General features: G+C 52.3%; 26 protein-coding genes and 3 tRNA genes. 13 read left to right on the top strand and 16 right to left on the bottom strand.

Annotation, left to right across the window (positions count from 1 at the left end; translation table 11 throughout):
* Positions 1-40: 40 nt before the first annotated feature.
* The 5 genes from G4V39_RS04505 to G4V39_RS04485 all read left to right on the top strand — a co-directional run bounded on the left by G4V39_RS04505 (position 41) and on the right by G4V39_RS04485 (position 2,080).
* Positions 41-892 carry a hypothetical protein gene (locus G4V39_RS04505; protein WP_166031799.1) on the top strand — a complete coding sequence of 284 codons (852 nt, stop codon included), beginning with the start codon at positions 41-43 and terminating at the stop codon, positions 890-892.
* A gap of 193 nt (positions 893-1,085) precedes the next feature.
* Entirely contained in the window at positions 1,086-1,295 is a 210-nt protein-coding gene (locus G4V39_RS04500; RefSeq protein ID WP_166031798.1) for a type II toxin-antitoxin system HicB family antitoxin, read from the top strand.
* Complete coding sequence (locus G4V39_RS04495) at positions 1,292-1,519, top strand: type II toxin-antitoxin system HicA family toxin (RefSeq protein WP_166031797.1); 228 nt, start codon at positions 1,292-1,294, stop codon at positions 1,517-1,519. Before G4V39_RS04500 ends, G4V39_RS04495 begins: the two co-directional genes overlap by 4 nt.
* A 70-nt stretch (positions 1,520-1,589) precedes the next feature.
* Positions 1,590-1,817: a DUF4258 domain-containing protein gene (locus G4V39_RS04490; RefSeq protein ID WP_166031796.1), complete on the top strand. Its 228-nt coding sequence runs from the start codon at positions 1,590-1,592 to the stop codon at positions 1,815-1,817.
* Positions 1,814-2,080, top strand: a complete 267-nt coding sequence (locus G4V39_RS04485) for a DUF2283 domain-containing protein (RefSeq protein WP_166031795.1) — start codon at positions 1,814-1,816, stop codon at positions 2,078-2,080. The genes G4V39_RS04490 and G4V39_RS04485 overlap by 4 nt, the downstream gene beginning before the upstream one ends.
* 175 nt (positions 2,081-2,255) lie before the next feature.
* Here G4V39_RS04485 and G4V39_RS04480 read toward each other — a convergent pair whose 3' ends face one another.
* A complete protein-coding gene (locus tag G4V39_RS04480; RefSeq protein WP_166031794.1) occupies positions 2,256-2,534 on the bottom strand; it encodes a two-CW domain-containing protein in 279 nt (92 codons plus the stop codon).
* A 159-nt stretch (positions 2,535-2,693) separates the two neighbouring features.
* Here G4V39_RS04480 and G4V39_RS04475 point away from each other — a divergent pair, with 159 nt between their 5' ends.
* The 3 genes from G4V39_RS04475 to G4V39_RS04465 are packed head-to-tail and all read left to right on the top strand — an operon-like array spanning position 2,694 to position 6,685.
* On the top strand, positions 2,694-4,160 hold the full coding sequence (locus G4V39_RS04475; protein WP_166031793.1) for a nickel-dependent hydrogenase large subunit: 1,467 nt from the start codon (positions 2,694-2,696) through the stop codon (positions 4,158-4,160).
* Positions 4,161-4,172: 12 nt separating this feature from the next.
* On the top strand, positions 4,173-5,108 hold the full coding sequence (locus G4V39_RS04470) for a hydrogenase small subunit (RefSeq protein WP_166031792.1): 936 nt from the start codon (positions 4,173-4,175) through the stop codon (positions 5,106-5,108).
* Positions 5,109-5,149: 41 nt separating this feature from the next.
* Positions 5,150-6,685 carry a methyl-accepting chemotaxis protein gene (locus G4V39_RS04465; protein WP_210412179.1) on the top strand — a complete coding sequence of 512 codons (1,536 nt, stop codon included), beginning with the start codon at positions 5,150-5,152 and terminating at the stop codon, positions 6,683-6,685.
* Here the strand turns inward: G4V39_RS04465 and thiD are convergent.
* The 4 genes from thiD to G4V39_RS04445 are packed head-to-tail and all read right to left on the bottom strand — an operon-like array spanning position 6,672 to position 10,911.
* On the bottom strand, positions 6,672-8,012 hold the full coding sequence (thiD, locus tag G4V39_RS04460; protein ID WP_166031790.1) for a bifunctional hydroxymethylpyrimidine kinase/phosphomethylpyrimidine kinase: 1,341 nt from the start codon (positions 8,010-8,012) through the stop codon (positions 6,672-6,674). The genes G4V39_RS04465 and thiD overlap by 14 nt on opposite strands.
* Positions 8,013-8,018: 6 nt before the next feature.
* Positions 8,019-9,323 carry a phosphomethylpyrimidine synthase ThiC gene (gene thiC / locus G4V39_RS04455; RefSeq protein WP_166031789.1) on the bottom strand — a complete coding sequence of 435 codons (1,305 nt, stop codon included), beginning with the start codon at positions 9,321-9,323 and terminating at the stop codon, positions 8,019-8,021.
* A 42-nt stretch (positions 9,324-9,365) separates the two neighbouring features.
* Positions 9,366-10,172, bottom strand: coding sequence for a GTP cyclohydrolase FolE2 (folE2, locus tag G4V39_RS04450; protein WP_166033063.1), 807 nt, complete (start codon positions 10,170-10,172; stop codon positions 9,366-9,368).
* A complete protein-coding gene (locus tag G4V39_RS04445; RefSeq protein ID WP_166031788.1) occupies positions 10,159-10,911 on the bottom strand; it encodes an ATP-binding protein in 753 nt (250 codons plus the stop codon). Before G4V39_RS04445 ends, folE2 begins: the two co-directional genes overlap by 14 nt.
* Positions 10,912-11,003: 92 nt before the next feature.
* Here G4V39_RS04445 and G4V39_RS04440 point away from each other — a divergent pair, with 92 nt between their 5' ends.
* The 3 genes from G4V39_RS04440 to nadA are packed head-to-tail and all read left to right on the top strand — an operon-like array spanning position 11,004 to position 14,649.
* Positions 11,004-13,121, top strand: a complete 2,118-nt coding sequence (locus tag G4V39_RS04440; protein ID WP_166031787.1) for a DNA translocase FtsK — start codon at positions 11,004-11,006, stop codon at positions 13,119-13,121.
* Positions 13,066-13,728 carry an outer membrane lipoprotein periplasmic chaperone LolA gene (gene lolA, locus G4V39_RS04435; protein ID WP_210412178.1) on the top strand — a complete coding sequence of 221 codons (663 nt, stop codon included), beginning with the start codon at positions 13,066-13,068 and terminating at the stop codon, positions 13,726-13,728. Before G4V39_RS04440 ends, lolA begins: the two co-directional genes overlap by 56 nt.
* Before the next feature lie 9 nt (positions 13,729-13,737).
* Entirely contained in the window at positions 13,738-14,649 is a 912-nt protein-coding gene (nadA, locus tag G4V39_RS04430; protein WP_166033062.1) for a quinolinate synthase NadA, read from the top strand.
* Here the strand turns inward: nadA and G4V39_RS04425 are convergent.
* From G4V39_RS04425 to G4V39_RS04385, 9 genes are all read right to left on the bottom strand, one after another.
* On the bottom strand, positions 14,627-15,460 hold the full coding sequence (locus tag G4V39_RS04425) for a YdcF family protein (RefSeq protein WP_166031785.1): 834 nt from the start codon (positions 15,458-15,460) through the stop codon (positions 14,627-14,629). The two genes, nadA and G4V39_RS04425, sit on opposite strands and share 23 nt — an antisense overlap.
* An 89-nt stretch (positions 15,461-15,549) precedes the next feature.
* Positions 15,550-15,627, bottom strand: a tRNA-Asp gene (locus tag G4V39_RS04420).
* Between the two features lie 14 nt (positions 15,628-15,641).
* Positions 15,642-15,716, bottom strand: a tRNA-Val gene (locus G4V39_RS04415).
* 49 nt (positions 15,717-15,765) lie between these two features.
* Positions 15,766-18,186 carry an endopeptidase La gene (lon, locus tag G4V39_RS04410; protein WP_166031784.1) on the bottom strand — a complete coding sequence of 807 codons (2,421 nt, stop codon included), beginning with the start codon at positions 18,184-18,186 and terminating at the stop codon, positions 15,766-15,768.
* A 7-nt stretch (positions 18,187-18,193) separates the two neighbouring features.
* Entirely contained in the window at positions 18,194-19,444 is a 1,251-nt protein-coding gene (gene clpX / locus G4V39_RS04405) for an ATP-dependent Clp protease ATP-binding subunit ClpX (RefSeq protein ID WP_166031783.1), read from the bottom strand.
* A complete protein-coding gene (clpP, locus tag G4V39_RS04400; RefSeq protein ID WP_374058455.1) occupies positions 19,431-20,096 on the bottom strand; it encodes an ATP-dependent Clp endopeptidase proteolytic subunit ClpP in 666 nt (221 codons plus the stop codon). The genes clpX and clpP overlap by 14 nt, the downstream gene beginning before the upstream one ends.
* Complete coding sequence (tig, locus tag G4V39_RS04395; RefSeq protein WP_166031782.1) at positions 20,050-21,369, bottom strand: trigger factor; 1,320 nt, start codon at positions 21,367-21,369, stop codon at positions 20,050-20,052. The genes clpP and tig overlap by 47 nt, the downstream gene beginning before the upstream one ends.
* A gap of 24 nt (positions 21,370-21,393) precedes the next feature.
* Positions 21,394-21,481 (bottom strand) — tRNA-Leu (locus G4V39_RS04390).
* A 100-nt stretch (positions 21,482-21,581) separates the two neighbouring features.
* A complete protein-coding gene (locus tag G4V39_RS04385) occupies positions 21,582-22,013 on the bottom strand; it encodes an Hsp20/alpha crystallin family protein (RefSeq protein ID WP_166031781.1) in 432 nt (143 codons plus the stop codon).
* A 137-nt stretch (positions 22,014-22,150) separates the two neighbouring features.
* On the opposite strand from G4V39_RS04385, the gene ndk reads away from it, so the two are divergent.
* Together ndk and trmFO are read left to right on the top strand one after the other, a co-directional pair.
* On the top strand, positions 22,151-22,573 hold the full coding sequence (gene ndk, locus G4V39_RS04380) for a nucleoside-diphosphate kinase (protein WP_166031780.1): 423 nt from the start codon (positions 22,151-22,153) through the stop codon (positions 22,571-22,573).
* Positions 22,566-23,891, top strand: coding sequence for a methylenetetrahydrofolate--tRNA-(uracil(54)-C(5))-methyltransferase (FADH(2)-oxidizing) TrmFO (trmFO, locus tag G4V39_RS04375; RefSeq protein ID WP_166033060.1), 1,326 nt, complete (start codon positions 22,566-22,568; stop codon positions 23,889-23,891). Before ndk ends, trmFO begins: the two co-directional genes overlap by 8 nt.
* On the opposite strand, the gene G4V39_RS04370 is transcribed toward trmFO, so the two are convergent.
* Together G4V39_RS04370 and G4V39_RS04365 are read right to left on the bottom strand one after the other, a co-directional pair.
* The gene (locus G4V39_RS04370) at positions 23,857-25,131 is read right to left on the bottom strand and encodes a hemolysin family protein (RefSeq protein ID WP_166031779.1); all 1,275 of its coding nucleotides are present in this window, start codon (positions 25,129-25,131) and stop codon (positions 23,857-23,859) included. The two genes, trmFO and G4V39_RS04370, sit on opposite strands and share 35 nt — an antisense overlap.
* Positions 25,112-26,392 carry a hemolysin family protein gene (locus tag G4V39_RS04365; protein WP_181494208.1) on the bottom strand — a complete coding sequence of 427 codons (1,281 nt, stop codon included), beginning with the start codon at positions 26,390-26,392 and terminating at the stop codon, positions 25,112-25,114. Before G4V39_RS04365 ends, G4V39_RS04370 begins: the two co-directional genes overlap by 20 nt.
* Positions 26,393-26,410 lie beyond the last annotated feature (18 nt).

Below are 26,410 nucleotides of genomic sequence, written 5' to 3'. Positions count from 1 at the left end.
TAACTGCGGGCCGCTGAGTTTGGGCGTTAGGGGAGTAAAAATGGAAGAGCTAAAATTATTAAGAGAGGAACTCTTAAATCTTAAGGATTGTATTACGAAGTATCTAAGTTACATTTTTGCTGGCTTGGCTGGATCTGTTTTTGGTTTGTTGAGATTAAGTCAAACTTCTGGCCACGGTATACAATTTGGATTGGAAGGAATAGGGATGATATCTCTTGCATTAGTATTAATAATTTCCTTTGTATCAATTATATTCTTTTATAAATTCCATTCCCATAATCGTTTAGCTGGATATTGTAAAGTTCTTTCCAATGAGAGATTACCTCAAGCAGAAAATGAACTATATCAATATATATTCGGATGGGAATCGATAATTGGACGTCTAAGAGATACGGAACTCAATCCATTAAAAATTAATGAAATCTTACCAAGAGCTTTACGGGATGTAAGTCCCGATAGGGAGACCTTTAATCGTATTCAAGAGGACATAAAAAAAGTCTATAATAGAGTAGGATGTGAACCTAAGAAGAAAGAAGCTATAAAGATATTGTTTCAATCAATAACAGGTAAGTTACACACCTATTCGTGGGCATTCCCGCCTTATATTACTGCTATTTGTTTAATTTTCTGTATCATTTTTTACTTTATCACTTTATATATAGTTATTTATAAAAAATCGTTTATCTTAGGACTATGTTTGGCCATTGTTAGTTTATTATTGTGCGAAATTTGGAATTATTTGTTAAGGAAACTATACCGACTTATGAAAGGAGACCTTACAATAGATGCATATATGTTAAAATGTTTACCCCTAAGAATTGAGTATTTGAGAAAATTTGATCTCAATCCGTCATATGCAGGTATAAATTATATAAATCCATGTAAGCAGTAATATCACAATGTCAAGTAGGGAATAATATATATAATAAATTAATACTCTTTTGACATAGTTTGACAGCGGAATTACAAAATGATGTTTTCCCCTAACAATAGGGTCCACTTGACCGCTATTCCGCTGCGCTCCATAGCGGCAAGTGACCCTTGGACGTTAGAAAAAACAATAATTAATTCGAGGTGATGTAGAAATGAAACTTAAAATTATTTTAGAAGCGAGTGAGGAAGGTGGATATACTGTATATGTTCCCAGTTTACCAGGGTGTATCAGTGAGGGAGATACTAAAGAAGAAGCTCTTAAAAATATTAAAGAAGCCATAGAATTATATCTTGAACCGGTTGAAGATGATTTGATACCTTTTGAACAAAAGAAAATGGAAATAATCGAATTGACTTTATGAGCAAAGTACCTAGTTTAAATTATGATAAAGTCATAAAAGCTCTTCAGAGAGATGGATGGGTTGTGGTAAGGCAGAAAGGAGGTCATATTCGATTACATAAATACACTAAAGATAAGAAATTAAAATTGATAGTTCCCGCGCATAAACCTATTAAAAGATCAACACTAGCTCATATATTGAAGCAGGCTGAATTGACTGTAGAAGAATTTTTCAAGCTTCTATAATTCTCTAACAAATCACTTCAGTGGATCCGCTTAGTAGCAGGCCTCTGAGCTTAGGCGTTAGAACATAATAATGAAAATAAAATTTTCTCGTCATGCAAAAAGGAGAGCAAGGTTATACAAGCTTTCCCTATCAGCGATTGAAAATATCCTGAAAAAGAAAAATTTGCCTTCAGGAAAACACGAAATCATCCAAGAAGTGCCAGACCAAAAGTTTCCCGTAAAAATTGTGGTCAGTGTAGAAAATGATACAATGGTAGTAATCACCAACTATCCCTTAAAGAAAAGGAGAAAGCAATGAAAATTTATTACGATAAGGATGTAGATGCTCTTTACATTAAATTAAGTAATAAAAAGCCGGATGGTGTAATAGAAATAGTGGAAGGCGTAAATCTCGACACTACGGAAGAAGGTAAAATTGTAGGGATAGAAATTTTAGATGCTTCCCAAAAGATAGATCTAAAAACAATTTTAAATTATTCATTAGCTGTAAGTAAAAAGGATTTATTACAGATATTTTCTAACAAATCGCTTCAGCGGACCCGCTATACAGCGGGCCGCTGAGTTTAAGGGGACTGTCCACCCTTTTGTGTAAATTTCATCAGAACCTGGCCTTAGATAAAACCGAAAGCTGGGCCTAAATTGGGGACAATCTTTAATGGGACGGCACCATTTCTTCTCAAGCTTCAAACCGTCATGTAGAAAGGTGAACAGCCCCGGGGGACATTCTCCCTTAGAATTAGCTCTCCAGTCTTTTTACGATCTCCCGGCCACCGATAAAAGCCTTTCCCTCTTCTCTTAAGACCAATTTGTAGAAATCGCACTTTAAACAAGAAGCCAACTTCTGGGAATAGACCCCCTGAATCTTTCCGCCGCAGAAGGTTCCGGCAATGGCCCAACAGGCTCGGCCACCGTTTTTCCCGCCGTTTATTCCGTCGGCTCTTTTTTCTGTAGAGGCCGGACATGTTCCCTGACGTCCACACCTTTTAAACTCCCAACAGTTGAGCCTTTGAGTCATTTTTGTCCTCCTGGTTATGTGAATTTTTACACTTTTTATTTCCCAAAAATCGGGCAGGCCAATGAAGATCTTAAGTGGGAATTTGGGGTCTTTAAAATTTTTGGGGAGAAACCGATATCTTTCATCAAGTTTTGTCACATAAATGATGAGGGGTTTCTGATGGCTATAAAGAGGCTTTCACCACTTACCCGGATCGAAGGGCACTTGGCAGTAAAGACTGAGGTAAGGGATGGTCGGGTGATTAATGCCTGGGTTCAAGGAGAGATGTATCGAGGCTTCGAGAATATTCTTTCGGGACGAAGGCCTTTTGATGCCTTAAGGATCACCCAGCGGATCTGTGGCGTCTGCCACGAAGTCCATGGCATTGCCTCCGCGCGGGCCCTGGCAAACCTTTACGGAATAAAGCCTCCGCCCAACGGGGCCCTTCTTCAAGACATCCTGCTGGCCATTCACATGGCCAGCGACCATATGCTCCACTTCTATCACCTGGCTGTTCCAGACTATGTAGATTTTGGGGCCATTTTGGCCTACAGGGGGACAGATCCCCAGCTAAAGGCGGTAAGAGAATGGGTGAGGCTTAAAGGCCCATATCTTTACACCCGCAGAGTCCCCGGAGACTATCTTCGTGACCCTTCTCAGGCCCTTCCTTTGGTGGCCCATTATCTTGAGGCCCTAGAGGTGGTCAGCACCGGGGCTCAGGCCCTGGCCATTTTAGGAGGCAAGGCACCTTTTGCCCATACCGTTTTCCCCGGGGGGCTCTCTGTTGAACTGACCCCTGATCGTCTGGCCAGGGTGGCTGACCTTGTTGACAGGCTTCATCGTTTTGCCCTGGCCGTCTATGTGCCAGACGTTATGGCCCTGGCCCGGAGGTATCCGGCATATTTTCGCATTGGTCGGGGCTATCGTAATCTTATCTCCTATGGAGGTTTTAGCTCTCTGGGACGCCCCTTATTCGAGCCGGGGGTGATGGTGGAGGGGAAAACGTATCCCCTTGAGGTAGAAAAGATCAGCGAGCACGTCGCCGCTTCTTATTATGATGGGGGGCCAAGGGCCTTTAGTCAGGGAGAGACCCGCCCTCATCCTCACAAGGAAGGGGCTTACTCCTGGATTAAAGCTCCCAGGTATGACGGCTATCCGATGGAAACCGGGCCTCTTTCTCGGGTTTATCTGACCTCAGAGGGAAGAAAGAGGCTGGTGGCCCGCCTCAAGGAGTTAGGACATGGCCCAGAGGCGGCCTTCTCCACCATGGGGCGGCATCTGGCCCGGGCCGTAGAGGCGGAGATGCTCCTTGAGTTTCTCCCTCGGGCCCTTGAGAGTCTGGATCTCCAAGGACCAACCATCCGAATGATTAACCCCGAGGCTCCGATAACTGGTGAGGGGCTGGGTCTGTCAAATGCCGCCCGGGGTGAGCTTCTTCACTATGTGGCCACCAAAGAGGGGCGAATAGTGAAATACCAGTGCGTTGTTCCCTCTACCTGGAATTTTTCTCCCCGAGATGAAAGGGGCCTTCTTGGGCCGGCGGAGAAAGCCATCGTTGGTACGCCGGTAGCCTATAAAGAAGGGCTCATTGAGGTGGGGCGGGTGATACGAAGCTTTGATCCCTGTTTGGCCTGTAGCATCCACTAGGAGGTTTACTATATGAAGGATAAGTTATTTAATCGACGGGAATTCCTTAAATTCTGTGGACACCTGGCCCTTACCTTCTGCGGAAGTGCGGCCTTGGGGCCCGATTTCGCAGAGGCCTTTATCCGGATCGCTCGCAAGGAGGTTCCCGTTATCTGGCTTACGGGACAGGCCTGCTCTGGAGACAGTGTCTCTCTGGTCTATGGAGATTCGCCGTCTTTAGTCCCTATCCTGACCAGCCTGGTGGATCTTAAGTTTCACCCGGTCCTTTCCGTGGCTCAGGGAGAGTTGGTCTTGAAGATAATAGACGAGATGCGTTCTCAGGGCGGCTTTGTGCTCTGCTTTGAGGGGGCCATCCCCAGCGGAATGCCTGAGGCTTGTACCGTAGCCGAACGTCCCCTGACTGACATCCTCAAGGAGGTCATCGAGGCCGCAGCAGCAATAATTGCTTGTGGTACCTGCGCCTCTTATGGAGGCATTCCGGGAGCTAACCCTGAGACTGGGGCCGTGTCTGTCTTTGATTTTGTGAAGAAAGAGGGGCTCGGTAAGCCGGTGGTTCGGATCCCGGGCTGCCCTATGAACTCCGTTAGATTTGCCGGCACGGTAGCCTATTTTGTGGCCTACGGAAAGCTTCCCCCTCTGGATAAAGACAATCGCCCTCTTATGTACTATGAAGACATCATCCACCATAACTGCCAGCGTTATCAATACTTTGTTCAGGACACTTACGCCACCGATTACAATCAGAAAAAGTTCTGCCTCTTCCGTCTGGGTTGTCGAGGGCCGGTTACCTATGCCGACTGCCCCTTGAGACGCTGGAATAAGGGAACTTCCTGGTGTGTTAATGCCAACACCCCCTGTGTAGGCTGTGCCCATCAGAGGTGGCCTTGGGATCGGGAGGGAGGGATCTACCCTGATCCGGCCAAAATTATCGTCGAAACCAAGACTTAGTGAGGTGTTCCATGAAGCTGGGCCTTGGTCTAAAACACAAAATGATTGTTCTGATCCTTGTTAACTCCCTTTGTTTCGTAGCCGTTTATCTCTGGGGTTTTGATCGCCTGATCCGGCTTTATAGAGGACAACTTTTCGAGATGATAGACAATATTGCCCAGATAAGCGTTACCAGCGCCGTGGACTCCCTGCGTAAGGGCAACATGAAGACCTTCGAACATCTTCTGCAAACAGTGGCCGGTCAGAGGGGCATAAAGGAACTTTCTTTGATAGATGCTGGGGGGACTGTACTCTACTCCTCAAACCGGAAAAAGGTTGGCCAAAACTATCAGGATCTCCTGAAGGCTTTTGCTCCCTCAGGTGAAGTCTTTATGGTCTCTGAAGATCTGGCTCGTATTATTCCAGTAGAGACGACAACCTACTGTCTTCGTTGTCATTCTGATTGGCGGGCAGGGGAGGTGAACTCCTACTTTTTGGTGGCCTACAGCGGCCGGGTTCTCGAGGCGGCTACGGCCTTAAGAAGACAAGGCCTGGAGCTTACTGTAGGCCTGCTTGTTCTTTTGATGCTTCTATCGTGGCTGGTCTTCCGTGGGGCCATTGAAAGACCTCTGGCCACCTTTTATCAGGGGGTGAAAGAGATCTCCCGGGGCAATCTTGGTCATCGTTTTCAGATCCGCGGCCGGGACGAGATGGCCCGCATGGCTGCGTATCTCAATGAGCTGGTGGAGAATCTGGGGAAACATCTGCTGGGGGTGGCAGAGAAGGCTACGGCTGTGGCTCGTAGCACAGAGACGGTGGTGAAGGAGGCCGAGGGAATGGCCCAAATTGCTGAGATCCAGGAAGACAAGGCCCAGAAGGCCCAGGAGGCCTCAAAGAGGATAGAACAGGTAGCTACGGAGGCCTCAGCGGCGGAAAAGGCTGTCCAGAGGGCCACCGAGGTTATTGTCTCGGGTCGAGAGGTTGTCCAGCGGGTGGGAAAGGGCGTGGCCAACCTGAGTCAGGCTATAGTGGATATCCACGGAAACATGGACCACCTCCATCAACTCTCCGGTCAGATTGGCTCTATTATCCAGACTATCAGGGAAATAGCCGAGCAGACCAACCTTCTGGCCCTAAACGCCACCATTGAGGCCGCCCGGGCCGGGGAGGCCGGCAAGGGCTTTGCCGTGGTGGCCGGCGAAGTAAAAGATCTCTCCCTGAGAACTCATAAGGCCACCGAAGAGATTGAAAACATTCTCTCCAGCCTTCAGAAAGAGGTGGCCTCTGGAGTGGAGCTCATGGACAGGAGCGTTAGAGAGGCCGAAGCCGGTCAGGGCTTGGTGGCCGAGATTGAGACTTTCTTTCAAAAGGTGGCCGAGGAGATCAGCCTCATAAAAGAGGCCATTCGTAATGTGGAAGAGGTCAGCCAAGAAGTGGCCAGACTGGCCCGTGAGGATCTGGGAGACATCCACCAAGCGGCCCTTAAAAACAAAGAAGTAGTTTCCGGGCTTCAGAAGATCTCCTCTGAGCTTAAGGCAGCGGTAGGTGACCTTGAGGAAATGGTGGCTACTACCAGAAGAAACCTCAGGCTGAATTGAGACCAGCCAGAGAGAGGGCCAGGGAAACCAGCTCCTCGGGACGGCGTCCCAGAAGTCGGATCATTGGCTCTTTGCCCACATCACCACGGTCAAAAATGATATCTGGAATGTCCTGAAGGTGTTCTATGGCCCAGGCCACCCCCCAGGAGAGGGTTGATCCCTCCCTTTTCTTGATTGCCGGGGGCTCATCGGCCCGGGAAAACTCAACGACCTTGAGCCCCATCTTTCGGGCCCGGGAGATATAGGTTTCATCATAGCGGATATTCATGGCCGCCCGATGTTCCGGGGAGTATCTCATGGTGGTAAGGATAATGTTGGCCACGTGTCTGGAGGCTCCAAACTCTGGTGGGGCCACCACCCGGACTCCTTCCTTAAAACCGACGATTCTTCCCGGAAAGGCGGCTACCTCCTCTGGGTTTTGGGCCAGTGGCAGGGCATAGCCCAAGTTTATCTGTACCTCCGGAACCAGGGGGCGCGAGGGATGCCGGCAGAGGATTTCAGCGGCTGAGAGCAGGGCCTCCAGGACATAAAAGCGCTCCCTCTCCCGGCGGCTCCAGATAAGGGGGTCCGTAGGGGAGATACCGTGGCCAACACGAGGAGCGGCCTTAAGGGCCAGGGTGACAAACTCCTTGGCTTTTTTGGCCGCCTCAAGGAGGGGAAGCCCCTTGGCCAGATATACGGTGAGGGCAGCTGAGAAGGTGCATCCCGTTCCATGGCCGACCGCCCCTGTGACCCGCTCCCCGGGGATTTCATCTATTCTCTGACCATCGAAGATAATGTCTGTCGGCGGGCCGCTAAGATGTCCGCCTTTTATGATTACCGCCTGGGGGCCGAAATCTTTCAGTCTCCGGGCGGCCTCAGCCATCTGGGGGAGAGTTTCTATCTTGGCCCCCAAAAGGGCCTCGGCCTCGGGGATGTTGGGGGTGATCACCGTAGCCAGGGGGAAGAGCTCGCTCTTAAGAGTCTCTTCTGCCTCGGCCGCCAGCAGTCTGGCTCCACCCTTGGCCACCAGAACCGGATCTACCACCACAATAGGCACAGAGTGCCTCCTCAGCCCTTTTACGACGGCCTTTATGATATTGCTTTCGGCCAACATCCCTGTTTTGGCTGCCTGAGCTCCAATATCTTCAAGGACCGCTTCCAGCTGCCTCTCCACCAAAGGGGCCGCTACCGCCTCGTAGCCCCATACTCCCCGGGTATTCTGGGCAGTGACAGCGGTGACCACGCTCATCCCGTAGGCTTCAAGGGTGGCAAAGACTTTAAGGTCTGCCTGGATACCGGCACCACCCCCGGAGTCTGATCCGGCGATAGTGAGGACCTTAAGCATCAGGAATTAACCCCTGGGAAAGAAGGTTTTTTTGCGCGCCCGATGATAGACCTTGATGGCACAATATTCACCGCACATGGTGCAAGCCCGGCCCGGGGAGACACCTCCCTCCTTGCGAAAACGTTTGGCCCGTTCTGGATCCAGAGAGAGTTCTATCTGGGCCTCCCAGTCCAGTCTGGCTCTGGCCCGGGCCATGGCGATGTCCTTCTCAAAGGCTCCAGGAACACCCTTGACGATGTCGGCAGCGTGGGCAGCAATTCGGGCGGCAATAACTCCCTCGCGGACATCCTCTACCGTGGGGAGCCGGAGGTGTTCGGCTGGAGTGACATAGCAGAGGAAGTCAGCCCCAGCGGCGGCGGCTACCGCTCCTCCAATGGCGCAGCCGATATGATCATAACCGGGGGCAATATCCAGGACCAAGGGGCCCAAGACGTAAAAGGGGGCTCCATGACAGAGACGTTTTTCCAGGAGGACATTGGCTTTGACCTGATCAAGGGGGACATGCCCAGGGCCTTCGATCATTACCTGAACTCCAGCCTCCCAGGCCCTTAAGGTGAGTTCTCCAAGGATTATTAGCTCCTGGATTTGAGGGCCATCGGTGGCGTCAGCCAAACAACCGGGGCGAATGCCGTCTCCCAGCGAAAGGGTGACCTCGTACTGTTTGGCAATGGCCAGAAGGTCATCAAAATGCTCATATAGGGGATTTTCCTTCTGGTTATAGACCATCCATTCCACTAAAAAGGATCCTCCCCGGGAGACCACCCCGAGGATCCGTTCCTTGTGGGAGAGCCTTTCGAGTACGGCTCGGGTGACCCCACAATGGACGGTCATAAAGTCCACCCCATCCTGGGCGTGTCGTTCAATGGCGGCAAAGATTTCATCCACCGTCATCTCGACAATGGGCTTTTTCTTCTCTTCTACGGCCTCCACAGCAGCCTGATAGATGGGGACTGTCCCCAGAGGTACCGGGCAACGTTGACGGATTTCTTGGCGGATCTCGTTAATAGGGCCGCCGGTGGAGAGATCCATAATGGCGTCGGCCCCCGCTTTAAGGGCTACCTCAAGCTTTTCAAGCTCGGGTTCAATTTCTGGCCGGTCTTTGGATGTGCCGATATTAGCGTTGATCTTGGTCCTCAGACCGGCTCCGATGGCCCGGGGACTTTTAAGTTCAAATCGGTTGTTAGCGGGGATAACGGCCCGCCCCTGGGCAATGAGCTCTCTTAGCTCATCGGCTGGAATACCCTCATCTCGGGCACAGACCTCGACAATAGGGGGGATTTCTCCTTTTTGGGTGCGTTCTTTTAGAGTCATACCGGCAAACTTAATGGGCCAGGGCTGCAGTTGTCAACGGCGTTAAGGCCCGTTCTCAGATTTAGGGGGAGTCTTCCGTCTCTCGATGAAGGCATAGGCCGAATGATTGTGTATAGATTCAAAGTTTTCGGCCTCTACAGAGAACCAGGTGATTTCTGGGTGTTCCATCAGACGCTCGCAGACGGCCCGGACTACATCTTCGACGAACATGGGCCGTCTGAAGGCCTTCTCGGTAACAAACTTCTCGTCGGGGCGCTTAAGCACCGAGTAGACCTCACAAGAGGCACAGTCTTCAACGATTTCTACCAGGTCCTCGATCCAAAAGAAGCGCTTGAATCTGATCCTCACCCGAACAATTCCCCGCTGGTTATGGGCCCCCTGGCAGGAGATCTCCAAAGAACAGGGGCAGACTGTAGTCACCGGAACGTGGACTTCAAGGACCAGGTCCCGCCAGTGTTCCCCGCTTGAGCCGTAGATACAGCAGAAGTATTCCATCAGCCCCGGGGTCTTGGTCACCGGGGCCATCTTCTCAATGAAGTAGGGAAAGGCGATCTCAATATGGGCCACCTTGGCCGAGAGACGTTCCCGCATCTCTCGGAGGATACGGTCGATGTTCTTGATGTTTATCTCTCGGCGGTACTCATTGAGGATCTCCACGAACCGGCTCATGTGGGTTCCCTTAAAATGGTGGGGCAGATCCACATACATGTTGATAGAGGCCACGGTCTGCTGGGTGCCCTGGCCCCGGTCAAGGACAGTTATCGGGTAGCGGATGTCCTTAATGCCAACCTTGTCGATTTCAATTCTTCGGAAGTCCGGCTGGCTTTGGACGTCTTTAAGCTCCGTCAGCAAGTTTCTTTACAACCTCCTTGGCTACCTGAAGGAGCAGCGGGCTGCTTTTGGCTATCGGCTCTCCGGCTCTCTCAGCCCGCCTTACCGCCGGATCATACGGAAAAACTCCAAAGGGTTCGACTCCCAGACCTTCTTTTATAAAGGCCACATCGGCCTCATCGGTTGTAGCGTTGGCGAGATAAAGCGGTGGGGCCAGGCCAAGGTCTTCGGCCAGGCGAGCAATCTTGGCCGCTGTCTCCAGACTTCCCTGATAGGGCTGGACGACTACCAGGAGATGATCTACTCCAGCCAAGGTCCCCCGGCCAAGATGTTCCACCCCGGCCTCCATATCCAGGACCAGGTCTTCCTGGGCGCCAAAGACCAGGAGATTAATAAGATTTCTAAGAACCGTATTCTCAGGACAAGCACATCCTCCGCCCCCCTTGCGAATGGCCCCGACAACCATGAGGCTCAAAGGGCCCCGGCGGAGCATGAAGCGCTCCGGAAGATCATCTACCTTGGGGTTTAGAAGATAAAAGGCCCCTTCTTTACCGGTGCGTTCCTCAAGTAGGTCGGTCATCTCGGCGATAGGAACAATGGCCTCGGCCTCGGGGAAGCCTAAAAGTCTGGCCAGATGGGGGCTGGGATCAGCATCTATGGCCAGTACACGCCGGCCAGCCTCAAGAAGGGCCTCAATAATAAAGGCCGAGATGGTGGATTTCCCTACACCGCCTTTTCCGGCAATAGCTATCTTCATAAAGAGAAACTTACCTTAAATGGGTCTAAAGGACCAGTCAACATATGGCTATTGACAGTCTTAGAAGTGGCTGTTGTTATACCAGATAATTCATGGTCAAGGTTCAACATCGTCAAAATCTCAAACAGGAGTTTCTGGCCGTCCTGGGGCTGGCGGCGGCTGTCTTTGTTCTGCTGGCCCTTCTCACCTACCATCATGAAGACCCCTCTTGGGGAAGTTACAGTTCGGCTCCGGTAAAGAACGCTATAGGCCTGGTCGGAGCCTACCTGGCCGGAGGGCTCTTTTCTCTTTTAGGGCTGGCCGCCTTTCTTCTCCCCTTAGGGCTTGTCTGGATCAGCCTGGGCTATTTTCGCTGGGCCGAGGTGGATCGACTCTGGCTGATAGGGGCTACTCTCTTTATCCTCTCGGCGTCTTTCCTTTTGGAGCTGGTTAATCCCGGTCCAGAGTATTTCATCTTTTCTCGGTACCCTACCGGCGGCGGCCTTATCGGGGTGGTGGCCCAGGGGGCCTTAGTGCGCCTGGTTGGCAAGACCGGATTCATTTTTCTTTCTTTGCTCACCTTTTTTCTGGGAAGCCTGCTGATAAGCGGACTTACTCCGTCGGCTCTCCTAAAGGGGCTTTCTGGGGGGTTTAGTCGGGCTATCACCGGTCTTCGCCGCAGACAGAAATCGCCCCCTTCTTCCCAGAGCGAAGGAGGGCCCAAGATCGCCGAGCCCTCTTCAGAGAGGGCCTCCTCTGAACCCACCATAAGAGAGCCGGAGCCTGCCCGGGTTATCCTTGAGGACTTTGCTCCCCTTAACGAGACCTTTAGCGGGCCTTTCAGGCCTCCTTCTTTAGATCTGCTTGATGATCCCAAGACCTCGGTAGGGCGTGAGGCCAGAGAGGCCCTTTTAGCCCGGGCCAGAGTTCTGGAAGAGAAGCTCTCTGACTTTGGAGTCTCCGGTCGGGTGACCGAGGTCTGCCCGGGGCCAGTAATCACCGTCTATGAGTTTGAGCCGGCACCGGGGATAAAAATCAATCGGGTCACCAATTTGGCTGATGACCTAGCCTTGGCCCTTAAGGCCGAAAGCGTTCGGGTGCTGGGGCCCATACCCGGTAAATCCGTGGTGGGCATCGAGGTGGCCAACCCAGAGCGAGAGATTGTTTATCTCAAAGAGATTATTGCCAGTGAGCCCTTCCGTCATTCTCCATCTCCCCTGACGGTGGCCCTGGGCAAGGATGTCTCTGGCCAACCGGTGGTGGCCGATTTGCTTAAAATGCCCCATCTTCTTATTGCCGGGGCCACGGGGACAGGGAAGAGTGTTTGCCTCAACGCCATGATTATCAGCCTGATCTATAAATCTACTCCGGAGCGGCTACGTTTCCTGATGATAGACCCCAAACGGATCGAGCTCTCCATCTATGATGGTATCCCCTATCTTCTCCACCCGGTGGTTATTGAACCTAAAAACGCCACCCGGGCTCTGCGCTGGGCCGTCCGGGAGATGGAACGTCGCTATAGCCTTTTAGAAGAGGCAGGTTCCCGTAACCTTGAATCCTATAATGAAGAGGCCGAGGAACGGTTGCCTTATTTGGTTATTGTCATCGATGAACTGGCCGATCTCATGCTGGTCTCCTCCAAAGAGGTGGAGGAGGCCCTTACCCGTCTGGCCCAGATGGCTCGAGCCGCGGGGATCCATCTCCTGGTGGCCACCCAGCGTCCGTCGGTGGATGTCCTGACAGGGATCATCAAGGCCAATTTTCCGGCCCGAATTTCCTTCCAGGTCTCCTCCAAGACCGACTCCCGGACTATCCTGGATACCGGCGGGGCGGAGAGGCTCCTTGGGTCTGGAGATATGCTCTTTTTGCCCCCCGGGACCTCCCGTCTTGAACGGATCCACGGGGCCTTTGTCTCAGAAAAGGAAGTCAAACGGGTGGTGGAATTTCTCAAGTCTCAAGGGCCACCTGAATACAAGGAAGATATCCTGGCCCAGATAGATGTTCCCGAGGGAGCGGGAGAGGAAGACGATCTTTTTGAAGATGAAAAATACGACGAGGCCGTGGAGATTGTTATCCGCACTGGACAAGCCTCAATCTCCATGCTTCAGAGACGACTCCGAATAGGTTACAATCGGGCCGCTCGACTCATTGAACGCATGGAAAAGGAGGGTATCGTTGGTCCATCAGATGGGGTTAAGCCTAGGCCGGTTTTGGGCCGTCGTGATCATTAGCCTCTGGGCCGGGGTGGCCCTGGCCGCTCCTACCGCCGAGGAGATCGCCCAGAGGCTCCAGGCCCGCTATGAGGACACCACCTCTCTTGAGGCCCGCTTTATCCAGGAGGCCTTTTGGAAAAGTACTCAGCGGGTTAAGGTCTCCCGGGGGGTGGTCTTCTTTGAGAAGCCGGGAAAGATGCGCTGGGAGTACAAAATTCCAGAGAAGGTCCTTATTGTTGCCGACGGACGCAATGTTTATGTCTTCCGTCCGGCTTCCCGTCAGGTGATGGTCTTTCCCTCAGGCAAAGCCCTGGCCTCGGATATCACTCTGGGCTTTATCTCCGGAAGGGGAAACATTCTCCGGGATTTTCGTCTCCGCCTCGAGGGCCTAGGCCCTGAGACGGCCACCCTGGAGCTTGTCCCCCGGAAACCTCATCCCCAGGTTGAGCGCCTGCGAGTCTTGGTGAATCTAAAGACCTACCTTATCAGAGAGCTCTGGTATTGGGACTACTTTGGCAATTACACCCGTCTCATCTTTGATGATATTCGTCTCAACCCTCGTCTTTCAGAGGAACTCTTTACCTTTAAGCCCCCTCAAGGGGTGGAAATAATAAAGGAGAGGTAACCTATGGAGATGGACAAGGAGCGGCTCAAGGAAGAAATTCGTCGTTTGGCCGAGGAACGTCGGGCTATTATTCTCGCTCACAACTACCAACCACCAGAGATTCAGGATCTGGCGGATCTTACCGGTGATTCCCTGGAGCTTTCCCTCAAGGCTTCTCAGACAGAGGCCGAGGTTATCGTCTTCTGTGGGGTGCACTTTATGGCGGAGACGGCCTCTATCGTCTCTCCGGACAAGACAGTTCTTCTGCCTCGGCTTGATGCCGGCTGTCGCATGGCTGACATGCTTACCGCTGATCAACTCCGGGCCGAGAAGGCCAAGAGGCCAGGGGTACCGGTTGTCACCTATGTAAACTCTACGGCCGAATGCAAGGCGGAGACGGATATTTGTTGTACCTCGGCCAACGCCGTCAAGGTGGTGGGAAGCCTGGAAGCCGAAGAGGTCTATATGACCCCGGATAAGAATCTGGCCATGTATACCCAGCGTTTCTATCCGGACAAACGCATCTCTTACTGGCATGGTTACTGTCCGGTCCATGAGGCCCTAACCAAAGAAAAAGTCCTGGAGGCCAAGGCCAGGTATCCCCGGGCCCTATTTATGGCCCACCCGGAGTGTCGGCCGGAGGTTATTGACTTGGCTGATGCTGTTCGTTCTACCTCGGGGATGTTGCGTTTTGCCCAGGAATCAGACGCAGAGGAGTTTATTGTGGGCACTGAAGTGGGGCTTTTGTATCCCCTCTCAAAGGTGGCCCCGGGGAAGCGCTTTTACCCGGCCTGGGAGGGAATGATCTGCCCCAACATGAAACGCATCGGGCTCAAGGACCTTTATCTGGCCCTTAAGGAGAACCAATACGTCATTAAGGTTCCGGAAGAGATCCGGCAGAAGGCCTGGCAGGCTGTCTCTAGGATGCTGGCCCTGAAATAGGCCGGTTTTCTCGAACAAAATTTCGGATGTAGGGAATTTTGGTGAAAATGTGATCTTTGGTGTAGTACCAGGCCAGACCAAGATACTCATGAACGGCCAGATCGGCCCGGGCCAGATTGTCCGGATAGGGGAAGAAGGAAAAGGGTGATAGCTCTCCGCCGCCGGCCAGGTAGTGGCAGGGGTAGGGGATGGGGCGAAGCCCCTGGCGCTTAAAGAGATAAACCGAGCGGGGCATGTGGACGGCGCTGGTGAGGAGAATAAAAGGTTTCTTGCCCAGGACAGGAACCAGGGCTTCGGCTGTCTCGGCCGTATCCCTCGGGCTCTCGATGTAGCGAATTTTTACTCGAGGAACCCCAAGCTCTTCGGCGATCCAGGCCATCACCTGGGCCCCGGGAGAGTCCTCATGGCCCAGGTGACCGGCACCAATAAAGATGACTTCTAGGTGCTCCAACCGACGGTGAAGCTTTATGGCGTAGATCAATCTAGCCAGGCTTTCACAGTCAAGACGGTCAAGAAGAGCCCTTTTATCCGGGGCGATATAGCTGGTTAAGACGACAATAGTCCGGGCCCTGGAAAGTTCTTGAATTTCCGGGGGACGATAACGGTTCTCAAGCGGTTGCAGGAGGAGGTTGACCACGGGACCCAGGCCAAAAAAGTAATAGATGGCCAAGGCCATGAAAACAGCAAATTGTCCCCAGCCGCGGTGTTTACGTAAGGGAAGAAGGACAAAGCCAATAAGGAGAAAAACAAATACTAGACCTGAGGGTACCGAGACAAGTTCCAGAGTCTTTTTGAGGTAGATAGACGACATGAGTTCTCCCTGGATCTGCGGTCTGGTTGGCCTTTTATACCGGTCTCCAGAAGAAAAGAAAAGCCCACCTTAAAGGTGGGCTAAAAATATGGCGGGGCCGACGAGATTCGAACTCGCGACCTCCGGCGTGACAGGCCGGCGTTCTAACCGGGCTGAACTACGGCCCCGCTTATGGTCTCAGTGGTGGGCGGAACAGGACTTGAACCTGTGACCCCCGGCTTGTAAGGCCGATGCTCTCCCACTGAGCTATCCGCCCAGAGGCAGACAATCATTAACAAGACTGCCTCCACCTGTCAAGGTATCGGCTAATGGGCCTGGATGCCTTCTTCCACCGAGGGGCCGCCAAAGAGATTGAAGGCCTCCGGTGGGACTTCTTTGAAGAGCTCCTCCGGTTTTTCAAGTACTAAGGCCAGCTTGAGGACTTCGTCCATGTGTTCCACCAGAATGATTTCCAGCCCCTTGATCACCTTATTGGAGAGCTCTTTAAGATCCTTTTCGTTTTCTTTAGGAATAAGAACCGTTTCTACGTTTCCGCGTCTGGCCGCTAGGAGCTTTTCTTTGAGCCCTCCTATAGGGAGGATCCGCCCTCTCAGGGTGATCTCTCCAGTCATGGCTACTGTGCGCTTGACTGGAACCTTAAGTAAGGCTGAGACAAGGGCCGTGGCAATGGTAATTCCGGCGCTTGGTCCATCCTTGGGAATAGCCCCCTCGGGCACATGAACGTGGATGTCTACCTTCTGATAGAAATCTGCCGGAAGACCGAGCTGAAGGGCCCTAGACCTTACGTAACTCATAGCGGCCTGGACAGACTCCTGCATTACGTCACCTAGCTTTCCGGTGATCAAGAGCTTGCCCCGGCCAGGCATAAGTACGGCCTCGATCTGAAGGAGGGCGCCTCCGGTTTCTGTCCAGGCCAGGCCGGTGGCCACGCCAATCTCATCCTTTTCTTCGGTTTGCCCATAGCGGTATTTGGCCACACCAAGATACTTGGGTAACTGAGAAGGAATAATCCTCTGAGACTTAAAACCATCGCGATCTTTGGCCACCTCTTTGGCCACCTTCCGGCAGATGGTGGCAATCTCCCTCTCCAGATTTCTCACCCCGGCCTCCCGGGTGTAACGACGAATGATCTCCAAAATGGCCTTATCCGAGAGCTGAAGGTGTTCAGGCTTAAGACCATGGGCCTCAAGCTGCCGGGGGAGAAGGAAATGTTTGGCTATCTCCAGCTTTTCCTCTTCGGTATAGCCTGGAATTTCAATGATTTCCATTCGGTCAAGGAGAGGAGGCGGGATAGTATGCAGGGCATTGGCTGTAGTAATAAACAGAACCTGAGAGAGATCGTAATCTACCTCAAGATAATGATCATTAAAGGCAAAGTTTTGTTCCGGATCTAGTACCTCCAGAAGGGCCGCTGCTGGATCACCCCGGAAATCGGCTCCGATTTTGTCCACCTCATCCAGACAGAAGACAGGGTTTATGGTCTTGGCTCGACGCATGCCCTGGATGATCTTGCCCGGCAGGGCACCGATATAGGTACGACGATGGCCGCGAATCTCGGCCTCGTCTCTCACCCCACCCAGAGAGATGCGCACGAAGTTTCGTCCCATGGCCCGGGCTACCGACCGGGCCAGGCTGGTCTTCCCCACCCCCGGAGGACCAACCAGGCAGAGGATGGGCCCCTTAATCTTTTTAACCAAGCTTTGGACGGCCAGATGTTCCAGAATGCGCTGTTTGGGCTTCTCTAACCCAAAGTGGTCGGCATCCAGGATGGCTTCCGCCTCGGCTATGTCGAGTTTGTCCTGGGTGCGCTCATACCAGGGAAGAGAGAGGATCCAGTCTATATAGTTGCGGACCACTGCCGCCTCGGCACTCATGGGGCTCATGAGCTTGAGCTTCTTGTACTCCTGGCGCACCTTGGCCGCTACTTCTCTGGGCAATCTCTTTTTTTTGATTCGCCGCCCCAGCTCGGCCAGCTCACTGCGTCCATCGTCCTTTTCGCCCATCTCCTTCTGGATGGCCCGCATCTGCTCGTTGAGATAATAATCCCGCTGGGTCTTCTCCATCTGACGTTTGACCCGCTCTTTGATTCGCTGTTCTAGCTGGATGATCTCCAACTCCCCTCGCATCAGGCCATAGATCTGCTCCAGACGCCGATTAACGTCTTCTATCTCGAGAAGTTTTTGCTTTTTCTCCAGTTTAAGAGGGAGATGGGCCGCGATGGTGTCGGCCAAACGAGAAGGATCTTTTATGGCGGCAATAGAATTGGCGATCTCTGGGGGAATCTTTTTGTTGAGTTTAACGTATTCTTCAAAGGTCTGATGGCAGAGACGGATCAGGGCTTCAGCCTCTGCTGTGGCCTCGTAGACGTCGTCTTTGGGTTCTACCTCAACAATAAAAAAGTTCTGATTGGGCAGAAAACGCAGAATCTTGGTCCTCTGACGCCCTTCAATGAGGGCTTTGACCGTGCCATCAGGCAATCTGAGGATTTGCAGAACTACCCCTATGGTGCCCACTCGGTAGATATCCTTCTCTTTGGGATCATCTATCTTGGCGTCCCGCTGGGCGGCCAGAAAGATCTCTTTACGCATGGCCATGGCGTGTTCAATGGCCATGATGGACTTTTCCCGCCCGACAAAGAGGGGAACAACCATGTGGGGAAACAGAACGATATCTCTTAGGGGAAGAAGGGGTAGTGGTAGACGTTCGTTGATCTCGATACTATTCATACGCCTCCTAGGCCTCTTTGGCCTTTGGTTCAAATAGGATTATGGGTTTTTCCCTCCGGAGGATGACTTCCTCGCTAACCACGCACTCGCGGACATCATCCTTAGAGGGAAGATCGTACATGATATCCAGCATGGATTCCTCAAGTATGGCCCGCAAACCTCGGGCCCCGGTCTTCCGCTTAATGGCCTCTCTGGCGATTGCCTTAAGGGCTCCATCGGTGAAACGAAGCTTGATGCCGTCCATCTCAAAGAGCTTAATATACTGCTTGACCAGAGCATTTCGTGGCTCTTTTAAGATGCGCACCAGTTGATCTTCCGTCAATTCGTCTAAGGTGGCCACGACCGGCAATCGCCCAACAAATTCAGGGATGAGACCAAACTTGATGAGATCCTCAGGCTGAGTATGAGAGAGGACTTCACCGATGGTCATATCCTTGGCCACCTCGATATCAGCCCCAAAGCCGATGGCCTTTTTACCCAGTCGTTGCCGGATGATATTCTCCAGCCCCACAAAGGCCCCGCCACAGATAAAGAGGATATTGGTGGTGTCCACCTTGATAAACTCCTGCTGGGGATGCTTGCGTCCTCCTTTGGGAGGCACGTTGGCCACGGTGCCTTCGATAATCTTAAGTAGGGCCTGCTGAACCCCCTCACCGGAAACATCTCTGGTGATAGAGGGAGAGTCTCCCTTGCGGGCGATCTTGTCAATCTCATCGATGTAGACGATCCCCCTCTGGGCCAGCTCTACATCATAATCAGCAGCCTGAAGAAGATTGAGAATAATGTTCTCTACGTCTTCACCTACGTATCCCGCCTCGGTCAGGGTGGTGGCATCGGCAATGGTGAAGGGGACATTGAGAAACTTGGCCAAAGTCTGGGCCAAAAGAGTCTTCCCACTTCCTGTAGGGCCGATAAGGAGAATGTTGCTCTTCTGTAACTCAACACCGTCTAGGCTGATGCGGGAGTCTATTCGCTTGTAGTGATTGTGGACCGCCACAGCCAGAATTTTTTTGGCCCGTTCCTGGCCAACGACATACTCGTCCAAAAAGGCCTTTATCTCGGCCGGCTTAGGAATAGTGGAAAGCCGGCGAGCAGCCTCCTCTCGAGCATATTCTTCAGCGATAATGTCGTTGCATAGCTCGATACATTCGTCACAAATATAAACCGCCGGCCCGGCAATGAGTTTGCGGACCTCGTCCTGGCTCTTGCCGCAGAACGAACAATGGAGATCGCCGCCTTTAGAATTACGCCTGGCCATCTTTGTCCTCCTTGATTGCCCTCTGGTAGATGACTTCGTCAACTAGCCCGTAGGCCTTGGCCTCCTCGGCAGACATATAGAAATCCCTTTCGGTGTCGGCCTGAATCCGGTCGATATCCTGGCCGGTGTGTTTGGCCAGAATTTTGTTAAGGATGTCCCTTAAACGCAGAATCTCCTTGGCCTGGATATCTACATCCACTGCCTGGCCCTGAAAACCGCCCATGGGCTGGTGCAGCATGATGCGAGAATGGGGTAGGGCGTAGCGTTTGCCTTTGGCCCCGGCGGCCAGAAGGACCGCTCCCATACTGGCAGCTTGCCCCATGCACAAGGTAGCCACATCCGGGCGAATATATTGCATGGTGTCATAAATGGCCAACCCGGCGGTGACATAGCCTCCCGGGGAGTTAATGTAAACAGTAATGTCTCGGTCGGGATCTTCGGCCTCTAAAAAGAGGAGCTGGGCTATAACCAGGTTGGCGATGTTGTCGTCTATAGGTGAGCCTATGAAGATAATCCTCTCTTTTAGGAGTCGAGAGTAGATGTCAAAGGCCCGTTCACCACGGCCTGTCTGCTCAATAACGATGGGTACAAGCATGGAATTGGCTTCATCCTTCCTGAGTTTGAGTTTGGTCTTTAGAAGTTTCTGTGTCATCTTTTTGCTTAATCTTAGCTTTCTCCAGCAAAATACGCAACGTCTTCTCGGCAATGAGCTTGGGGACTAGGGAGGTAGCCAAAACTCCTCGTAGCTCTTCTCCCCTGGCCCCTAAGGCCCGAACCATCTGTTCTACCCGGGCCTCAAGTTCCGGACCATCTACCCCTATATTTTCCTTTTCGGCAATTTTTTCCAAAATCAGTTCTTCCTTGGCCTGCTGTTCAGCCAGAGGGCGGAGACGTTGTCTTAGCCTCTCCACAGAGATGCCCGCCTCTTCAAAACTCTGGCCCTGTTCCTGAAGATTCTGGGCCATCTGCTCCACCATCTGTTCTATCTTGTATTCGACGAATCTTTCAGGAACCTCAAAGTCTACCTTTGCCCGTAATTGTTCCAGAATCTGCTCCTTGAGATACTCCTCGGCCCGACGTTCCTTTTCCTTTTTGAGACGCTGACGAATTCGCTCTTTGAGCTCTTCAAGGTCTTTGAAGCCGGCCTGGAGCCTCTCTACAAAGGAATCATCAAGAGGGGGAAGCTCCCGGACATAGACTTCCTTTATCTGCACCCGATAGACCACCGTTTTGCCCGCGAGGGCCTCGTTTAAGGCATCTTCAGGATGAGTCACTTCTACTTCTACCGTCTCCCCTTTTTGGTGACCAAAGAGGGCCTCCTCTACCGTAAGATTGAACTCTCCAGTGCCTAAATCGATATAAAGACTATCGGTACTCATCCCCGGCAGGGGCTCTCCATCTTCTAGGATATCTACCGAGACAATAACTACGTTTCCCTTCTCTAATTTGTGGCCTTCGGGGGCCTCCTTGAAGTTGGCAAAGGTGTACTGGAGGGCCTGGAGCTGATTCTCTACTTCCTCTTCGCTTACTTCAGTATCCATGGCCTCCACTTCCAGGCCTTCGTAGTCGGGAAGATCAAACTCTGGACGAACATCCACAATCACCGAGTAAGAGAAAGACTCATTCTCTCTTAAGGACTCATAGGAGGAGACCTGCGGCCGGACTACAGGCACCAGCTTGGACTGGCTGATGGCCTGGGGGAGGGTTTCACTGATAAGCCTTTCGGTAACTTCTTCTTCCACTTGGTCTCGAAAAAGGCGTTTTAGAAGCTCCTTCGGAGCATGTCCTTTGCGGAATCCTTTGAGTTTTACCTCTTTACGGAGACGGGAATAAGCTCGATTGAGTTCTTTGGCTACTGTTTCTGGGGGGAGTTCTACCTCCAGGCGTTTTTGGACACTGGATAAGTCTTCAACCGATACCTTCATTTGAGCTCCTCTGGTTAACGGTTTTGGTGCGAGAGGGGGGACTCGAACCCCCACGGGGAATGGCCCCACTGGATCCTAAGTCCAGAGCGTCTCCCAGTTCCGCCACTCTCGCTGAGAGAAGGAAATCTAATCGAGTTAAAAAATGGCGTCAAGAAAGGTAATATGAGGAAGGGCGGGAAAAGGCCCTTTTCCCGCCCTGGTATGGAAGATTTTTATTCGCTTTTTACGGGGATCTGCCGGGCCTTGGCCTCTTCCTTCTTGGGAAGGACAATCCTTAAGACTCCCCGTTTATAAGTAGCCTCGATACGATCGGCATCCACCTCCGCCGGAATGGGGATGGATCGAGAGAAGAAGCCGTAGCGTCGCTCGATACGGTGGAAATTCTCGTCTTTTTCTTCTACCTCCTGCTTTTTCTCTCCCTTTATGGTTAAGATATCGCCCCGAAGCGAGATATCGATATCCTTCGGATCCAGGCCAGGAAGCTCGGCCTTAATGATAACCGCATCTTTGGTCTCGGAGATATCCACCGAGGGAGTCCACTCCATCTCTGGAGCCAAGGCCCTCTCTCCCAAAAAGTCCTCAAAAAGGCGATCTATCTCCCGTCTTAGTTCTCTCATTGGCCTCCAGGGTACAAGATCAAGCATTCTCCCACCTCCTCCCATAAAATTAGGATTTTAGTCCTCCTGTTCCGATCAAACACTAGGCATTGTCCCCAAGGGAGTCAATTGGTATGGTTTAGGCCTTTTGGAGTAAAAAAAACCTTCTACAGGGAGGCGTAGAGATGCTTGAACGGACGCTGTCTTTGGTTAAACCTGATGGAGTGGGTAAACGGCTTATCGGGGAGGTAATTCGGCGTTTTGAGCAGGCCGGGCTTAAAGTGGTGGCCCTTAAAATGCTCAGGATGACTAAGGAAGAGGCCAAGGGGTTTTATATTGTTCACAAGGACAAGCCCTTCTATGATAGCCTGACAGATTTTATGTCTTCGGGGCCCATTGTGGCCATGGTCTTGGAGGGAGAGGGGGCTATCGCCAAGTGCCGAGAGATTATGGGGGCTACCGATTATCGTCAGGCGGCCGAAGGGACCATTCGACGGGATTTTGCCACAGACATAGAAAAGAACGTCGTTCACGGTTCTGACAGCCCCGAATCAGCCACCCGGGAAATCGCCTACTTCTTCAGCGAGCTGGATATTGTCCATTACTAAGGTAGTCATAGTTGGCGGCGGCCTGGCTGGCAGCGAGGCCGCCTGGCAACTGGCCAGGCGGGGGGTTCCGGTGCGTCTTTATGAGATGCGCCCTCTCCGCCTGACTCCGGCTCACAAAACCGGGTTTTTAGCCGAGCTGGTCTGCTCCAACTCTCTGCGTTCGGCGGAATTGACCTCGGCGGTGGGGCTTCTCAAGGAGGAGATGCGCCTGTTGGGCTCCCTTATTATGGAGGCGGCTTTAGCCACCCGGGTGCCGGCAGGAAAGGCCCTGGCCGTGGATCGCGATAGGTTTGCCGCTTTTGTTACTGAACGCCTCGCGGCTCATCCTTTGATTGAGATCATCCGGGAAGAGGTCCGGGAGATTCCTCCGGAGGAGGTAGTTATTATTGCTACTGGCCCCCTTACCTCGGAGAGCCTGGCTGCCGCCCTTAAAGAGATAACCGGAGAAGAATATCTTTATTTTTACGACGCCATTGCCCCCATTGTTTATGCCGACAGTCTTAATATGTCGGTCATCTTTAGGGCCTCTCGGTATGACGAAAAGGGAGAGGGCGACTACCTTAATTGTCCTCTTACCGAGAGAGAATATTATCGTTTTGTGGAAGAACTCCTGGCGGCAGAGAAGGTTCCCCTAAAAGAGTTTGAGGATCCCCGTTATTTTGAGGGGTGTCTTCCCATTGAGGTTATGGCCGAAAGGGGGCCAGACACCCTCCGTTTTGGTCCCATGAAGCCAGTTGGCCTTAAAGATCCGCGCACAGGCCAGGAGCCCTTTGCGGTGGTTCAGCTCCGGGCCGAAAATCGTGAAAAGACCCTCTATAACCTGGTGGGCTTTCAGACCAAACTTACCTGGCCTGAACAGAGGCGGGTCTTCCGGCTTATTCCCGGCCTGGAGGAGGCTGAGTTTGCTCGCTACGGCTCCATCCACCGAAATACTTTTATTTGTGCTCCGCGGATCATCTCCCCGACCCTTGAGATTCGCAAAAGGTCGGGGCTCTTTTTGGCTGGCCAGCTAAGCGGAGTTGAAGGCTATGTGGAGTCCACGGCCATGGGGCTTTTGGCCGGGATAAACGCTGCTCGGCTGGCCAGGGGGCGGCCTTTGGTGACCCCACCACCGACTACAGCCCATGGGGCCCTGGTTAATCACATCACCTCAGCCGACCCTCGACATTTCCAGCCTATGAACATCAACTGGGGGCTTTTTCCCCGGCTTGCCCGACGCTTACCCAAAAGGGAGCGCGGTAAACACTACTCCCGTCGGGCCCTCGAGGATCTTACCCGCTGGCTTAAGGAAACCGGGCTCCTTGAGGATCTTCTTTAGCCTTTTCTGGGCCTTCTTTTATCCAGATTTCCACTTCTTCGATCTTGGTGGGTGAGGCCTTACGGATGAGAAAATGGATATTACCGTACTGCAAGATCTCTCCTATTCGGGGGATACGGCCGGCAAGTTTTATCAAGAAGCCCGCTAAGGTTTCATATTCTCCAGGGGGAATATCGAGGGAAAGCTCTTCGTTTAAGGCCTCAACCTCCATCCACCCCCGCACAAGATAGCGTCTCTCAGAAAGCTTGATATAAGGAATTTGGCGGGGATCAAACTCATCCCAGAACTCTCCCAGAACCTCTTCTACCAGGTCTTCCACGGTGACGATTCCCAGAGCACCGCCGTACTCGTCCACCACCACGGCCATGGTCCGTCCACTTCTCTGCATTTCGGCTAAAAGTTCAGTTACAGGTTTGAACTCCGGCACATAGTAGGCTGGTCTGGCCAGGGTTCCTATGGAGCGGGATAGATCATCGACATCCAGAAGATCAAAACCGTAGAGGATCCCGGTTATTTGGATGATCTTGTCGCGGTAGACAGGAATACGGGAAAAACCACTCCTTTTGAAGACCTCCATCGCCCGGACCACGCTGGTATCCTCTGGTAGAGCAGTTACCTGCACTAGGGGGATCATTACTTGAACAACCTTCTTCTGGCCAAAGGAAAATAGGCGTTCAATAAGGCGTCTTTCGGTGGCATCAAGTTCGGATTCGGTCTTGATGAGAAAGGCTATCTCTTCTTTGGTCACCGAGGGAGCTCGTCGGCCTGGAGCTACTCCGAAGCTGGCCAACACTACCCTGATAAGGTGAGAGACCAGGACCACTACCGGATAAAAGGCGTAAGAGACCAGGAGAACAAAAGGGGCCAGGCGAGGGGCCCAGAGATTGCTTCTCTGACAGAAGTAGGTTTTGGGAATTATCTGTCCGAAGATCAGAAAAAGCGGGGGCAGAAGACCGGCGGCAATGATTCCCCCCTTTTCTGGAAATAGCTCCAGAAGGACCGCTGTGGTGATAACACTGTTGCCGATGACTGATAGATTCAGCCCCAGGAGGGTGGTGGTCAGCAAGCGTTCGGAGTTATCAAGGAGGTAAAGGGCAATTCGAGCCCCGTGATTGGACCGGGAGATTCTCTTTAGGTGGGCCTGGTCGGCAGCCACCAGGCTCATCTCCGCCCCGGAGAAGAAGGCCTCCAGGGCCAGGAGAATCAGGGAGCCAAGGAACTTAGGAGCGATCTCCACCATCCTGAGGCTCCCCTGCCAGTTTTTCGGCCCGGATAGAAAGAATTTTGGGGCCCTTTACCCGTTCGGCCACAAAGCGTAGGCCATAGGCCTCTTTAGAGGTTCCTTCTCGAGGTAGCTCCCCAAAGAGGTGAAGAATGAACCCCCCCATGGTCTCCACTTTTTCTTCCGGAAGCTGGGTTCCCGCGAAGCGGTTGAAACTGGCAACCTTGAGCCGGGGAGAGAGAATATAAACCCCCGGGGAGACTTCCTTAATGAGGTCTTCTCGGCGATCAAACTCGTCATAGATCTCACCAAAAAGCTCCTCGAGAACGTCCTCAAGGGTGACCAGACCACTGATGACTCCGTACTCGTCCACCACCAGGGCCATCTTTATCCGCCGATTCTGAAACTCTGCCAGAAGCTGTCGGGCCCTCATGGTCTCAGGGACAAAGTGGGCCGGCCTTAGAAGCTCTCTTATGTCATTTATAGGACGTCTTTGCCAGCCAATGAGCTCTTTGATATGGAGAATTCCCTTTAAATTATCAAGTTGGCCTTCGTAGATGGGGATCCGGGAGAATCCCCTTTCCTTAATTTTCTTAATAAATTCTTTGGTTACCGGTTGGACGGGAAGGGCAAAGATGTCGGTGCGAGGGGTCATTATGGAGGCCACTGTAGTTTCTTCAAGCTCCATAAGCCCGAAGATGAAATGACGCTCGAGTTCTTTAAAAACCCCCTTTTCTGCCCCTTCTTCTACTAGATGGAGGATATCCTCCTCCCGGAGGCGGCTGTCTTTATGCTCCTCTTCGCGGAATCCGAAAAGGCGGAGAACAGTCGAGGATATTCCTACCAGAATGACCCTTACCGGTGAGGTGAGGAGGATAAAAAGCTTAAGGGGTCTGGCCGTCAGACAGCCGAATCCCTGGGGGGTTCGGAAGGCCAAGGCCTTAGGGAGAAGGTCGCCAAGGAGGAAGAGGATCACCGTCATGGAGGCCATCGCCAGCCATTTTCCCACCTGACCATACTGACCAATAAGAACAGTGGCCGCCATGGAGGAGGAGAGAATGTCGGCCACCTCGTTGCCTATAAGAAGGGAGACCAGTAGCTCCTTTGGCCGGGAAAGGAGTTCGGGGATGGTTCGGCATCCTTTACGCGGATGTGTTTTGAGCTGAAGGGCCTCCAGACGAGAGAGGGAAAAAAGGGCTGTTTCCGAACCGGTAAAGAACCCGGAAAGAAAGATCAGAAAGACAATGGTGATCAAACTTTCCAAAAGTTCCGGGCTCACCGTGGAGTTCTCCCAGGT

It is taken from the genome of Thermosulfuriphilus ammonigenes, from assembly GCF_011207455.1.
Classification (GTDB): Bacteria; Desulfobacterota; Thermodesulfobacteria; order Thermodesulfobacteriales; family ST65; genus Thermosulfuriphilus; species Thermosulfuriphilus ammonigenes.
The sequence above is the reverse complement of the archived record's forward strand: the minus strand, read 5'-3'. Positions and strand labels throughout refer to the sequence as shown.

What these genes read in the sequence shown, in the direction of transcription:
- G4V39_RS04470 (WP_166031792.1), top strand. Translation starts at nt 4,173, where the DNA reads ATGAAGGATAAGTTATTTAATCGACGGGAATTCCTTAAATTCTGTGGA.
- lon (WP_166031784.1), bottom strand. Translation starts at nt 18,186, where the DNA reads ATGAATAGTATCGAGATCAACGAACGTCTACCACTACCCCTTCTTCCC.
- G4V39_RS04485 (WP_166031795.1), top strand. Translation starts at nt 1,814, where the DNA reads ATGAAAATTTATTACGATAAGGATGTAGATGCTCTTTACATTAAATTA.
- G4V39_RS04445 (WP_166031788.1), bottom strand. Translation starts at nt 10,911, where the DNA reads ATGAAGATAGCTATTGCCGGAAAAGGCGGTGTAGGGAAATCCACCATC.
- tig (WP_166031782.1), bottom strand. Translation starts at nt 21,369, where the DNA reads ATGAAGGTATCGGTTGAAGACTTATCCAGTGTCCAAAAACGCCTGGAG.
- G4V39_RS04495 (WP_166031797.1), top strand. Translation starts at nt 1,292, where the DNA reads ATGAGCAAAGTACCTAGTTTAAATTATGATAAAGTCATAAAAGCTCTT.
- clpX (WP_166031783.1), bottom strand. Translation starts at nt 19,444, where the DNA reads ATGGCCAGGCGTAATTCTAAAGGCGGCGATCTCCATTGTTCGTTCTGC.
- G4V39_RS04490 (WP_166031796.1), top strand. Translation starts at nt 1,590, where the DNA reads ATGAAAATAAAATTTTCTCGTCATGCAAAAAGGAGAGCAAGGTTATAC.
- ndk (WP_166031780.1), top strand. Translation starts at nt 22,151, where the DNA reads ATGCTTGAACGGACGCTGTCTTTGGTTAAACCTGATGGAGTGGGTAAA.
- G4V39_RS04475 (WP_166031793.1), top strand. Translation starts at nt 2,694, where the DNA reads ATGGCTATAAAGAGGCTTTCACCACTTACCCGGATCGAAGGGCACTTG.
- G4V39_RS04440 (WP_166031787.1), top strand. Translation starts at nt 11,004, where the DNA reads ATGGTCAAGGTTCAACATCGTCAAAATCTCAAACAGGAGTTTCTGGCC.
- G4V39_RS04500 (WP_166031798.1), top strand. Translation starts at nt 1,086, where the DNA reads ATGAAACTTAAAATTATTTTAGAAGCGAGTGAGGAAGGTGGATATACT.
- G4V39_RS04425 (WP_166031785.1), bottom strand. Translation starts at nt 15,460, where the DNA reads ATGTCGTCTATCTACCTCAAAAAGACTCTGGAACTTGTCTCGGTACCC.
- G4V39_RS04370 (WP_166031779.1), bottom strand. Translation starts at nt 25,131, where the DNA reads ATGGTGGAGATCGCTCCTAAGTTCCTTGGCTCCCTGATTCTCCTGGCC.
- nadA (WP_166033062.1), top strand. Translation starts at nt 13,738, where the DNA reads ATGGACAAGGAGCGGCTCAAGGAAGAAATTCGTCGTTTGGCCGAGGAA.
- clpP (WP_374058455.1), bottom strand. Translation starts at nt 20,096, where the DNA reads ATGACACAGAAACTTCTAAAGACCAAACTCAAACTCAGGAAGGATGAA.
- G4V39_RS04480 (WP_166031794.1), bottom strand. Translation starts at nt 2,534, where the DNA reads ATGACTCAAAGGCTCAACTGTTGGGAGTTTAAAAGGTGTGGACGTCAG.
- G4V39_RS04385 (WP_166031781.1), bottom strand. Translation starts at nt 22,013, where the DNA reads ATGCTTGATCTTGTACCCTGGAGGCCAATGAGAGAACTAAGACGGGAG.
- thiC (WP_166031789.1), bottom strand. Translation starts at nt 9,323, where the DNA reads ATGACTCTAAAAGAACGCACCCAAAAAGGAGAAATCCCCCCTATTGTC.
- G4V39_RS04505 (WP_166031799.1), top strand. Translation starts at nt 41, where the DNA reads ATGGAAGAGCTAAAATTATTAAGAGAGGAACTCTTAAATCTTAAGGAT.
- G4V39_RS04465 (WP_210412179.1), top strand. Translation starts at nt 5,150, where the DNA reads ATGATTGTTCTGATCCTTGTTAACTCCCTTTGTTTCGTAGCCGTTTAT.
- thiD (WP_166031790.1), bottom strand. Translation starts at nt 8,012, where the DNA reads ATGCTTAAGGTCCTCACTATCGCCGGATCAGACTCCGGGGGTGGTGCC.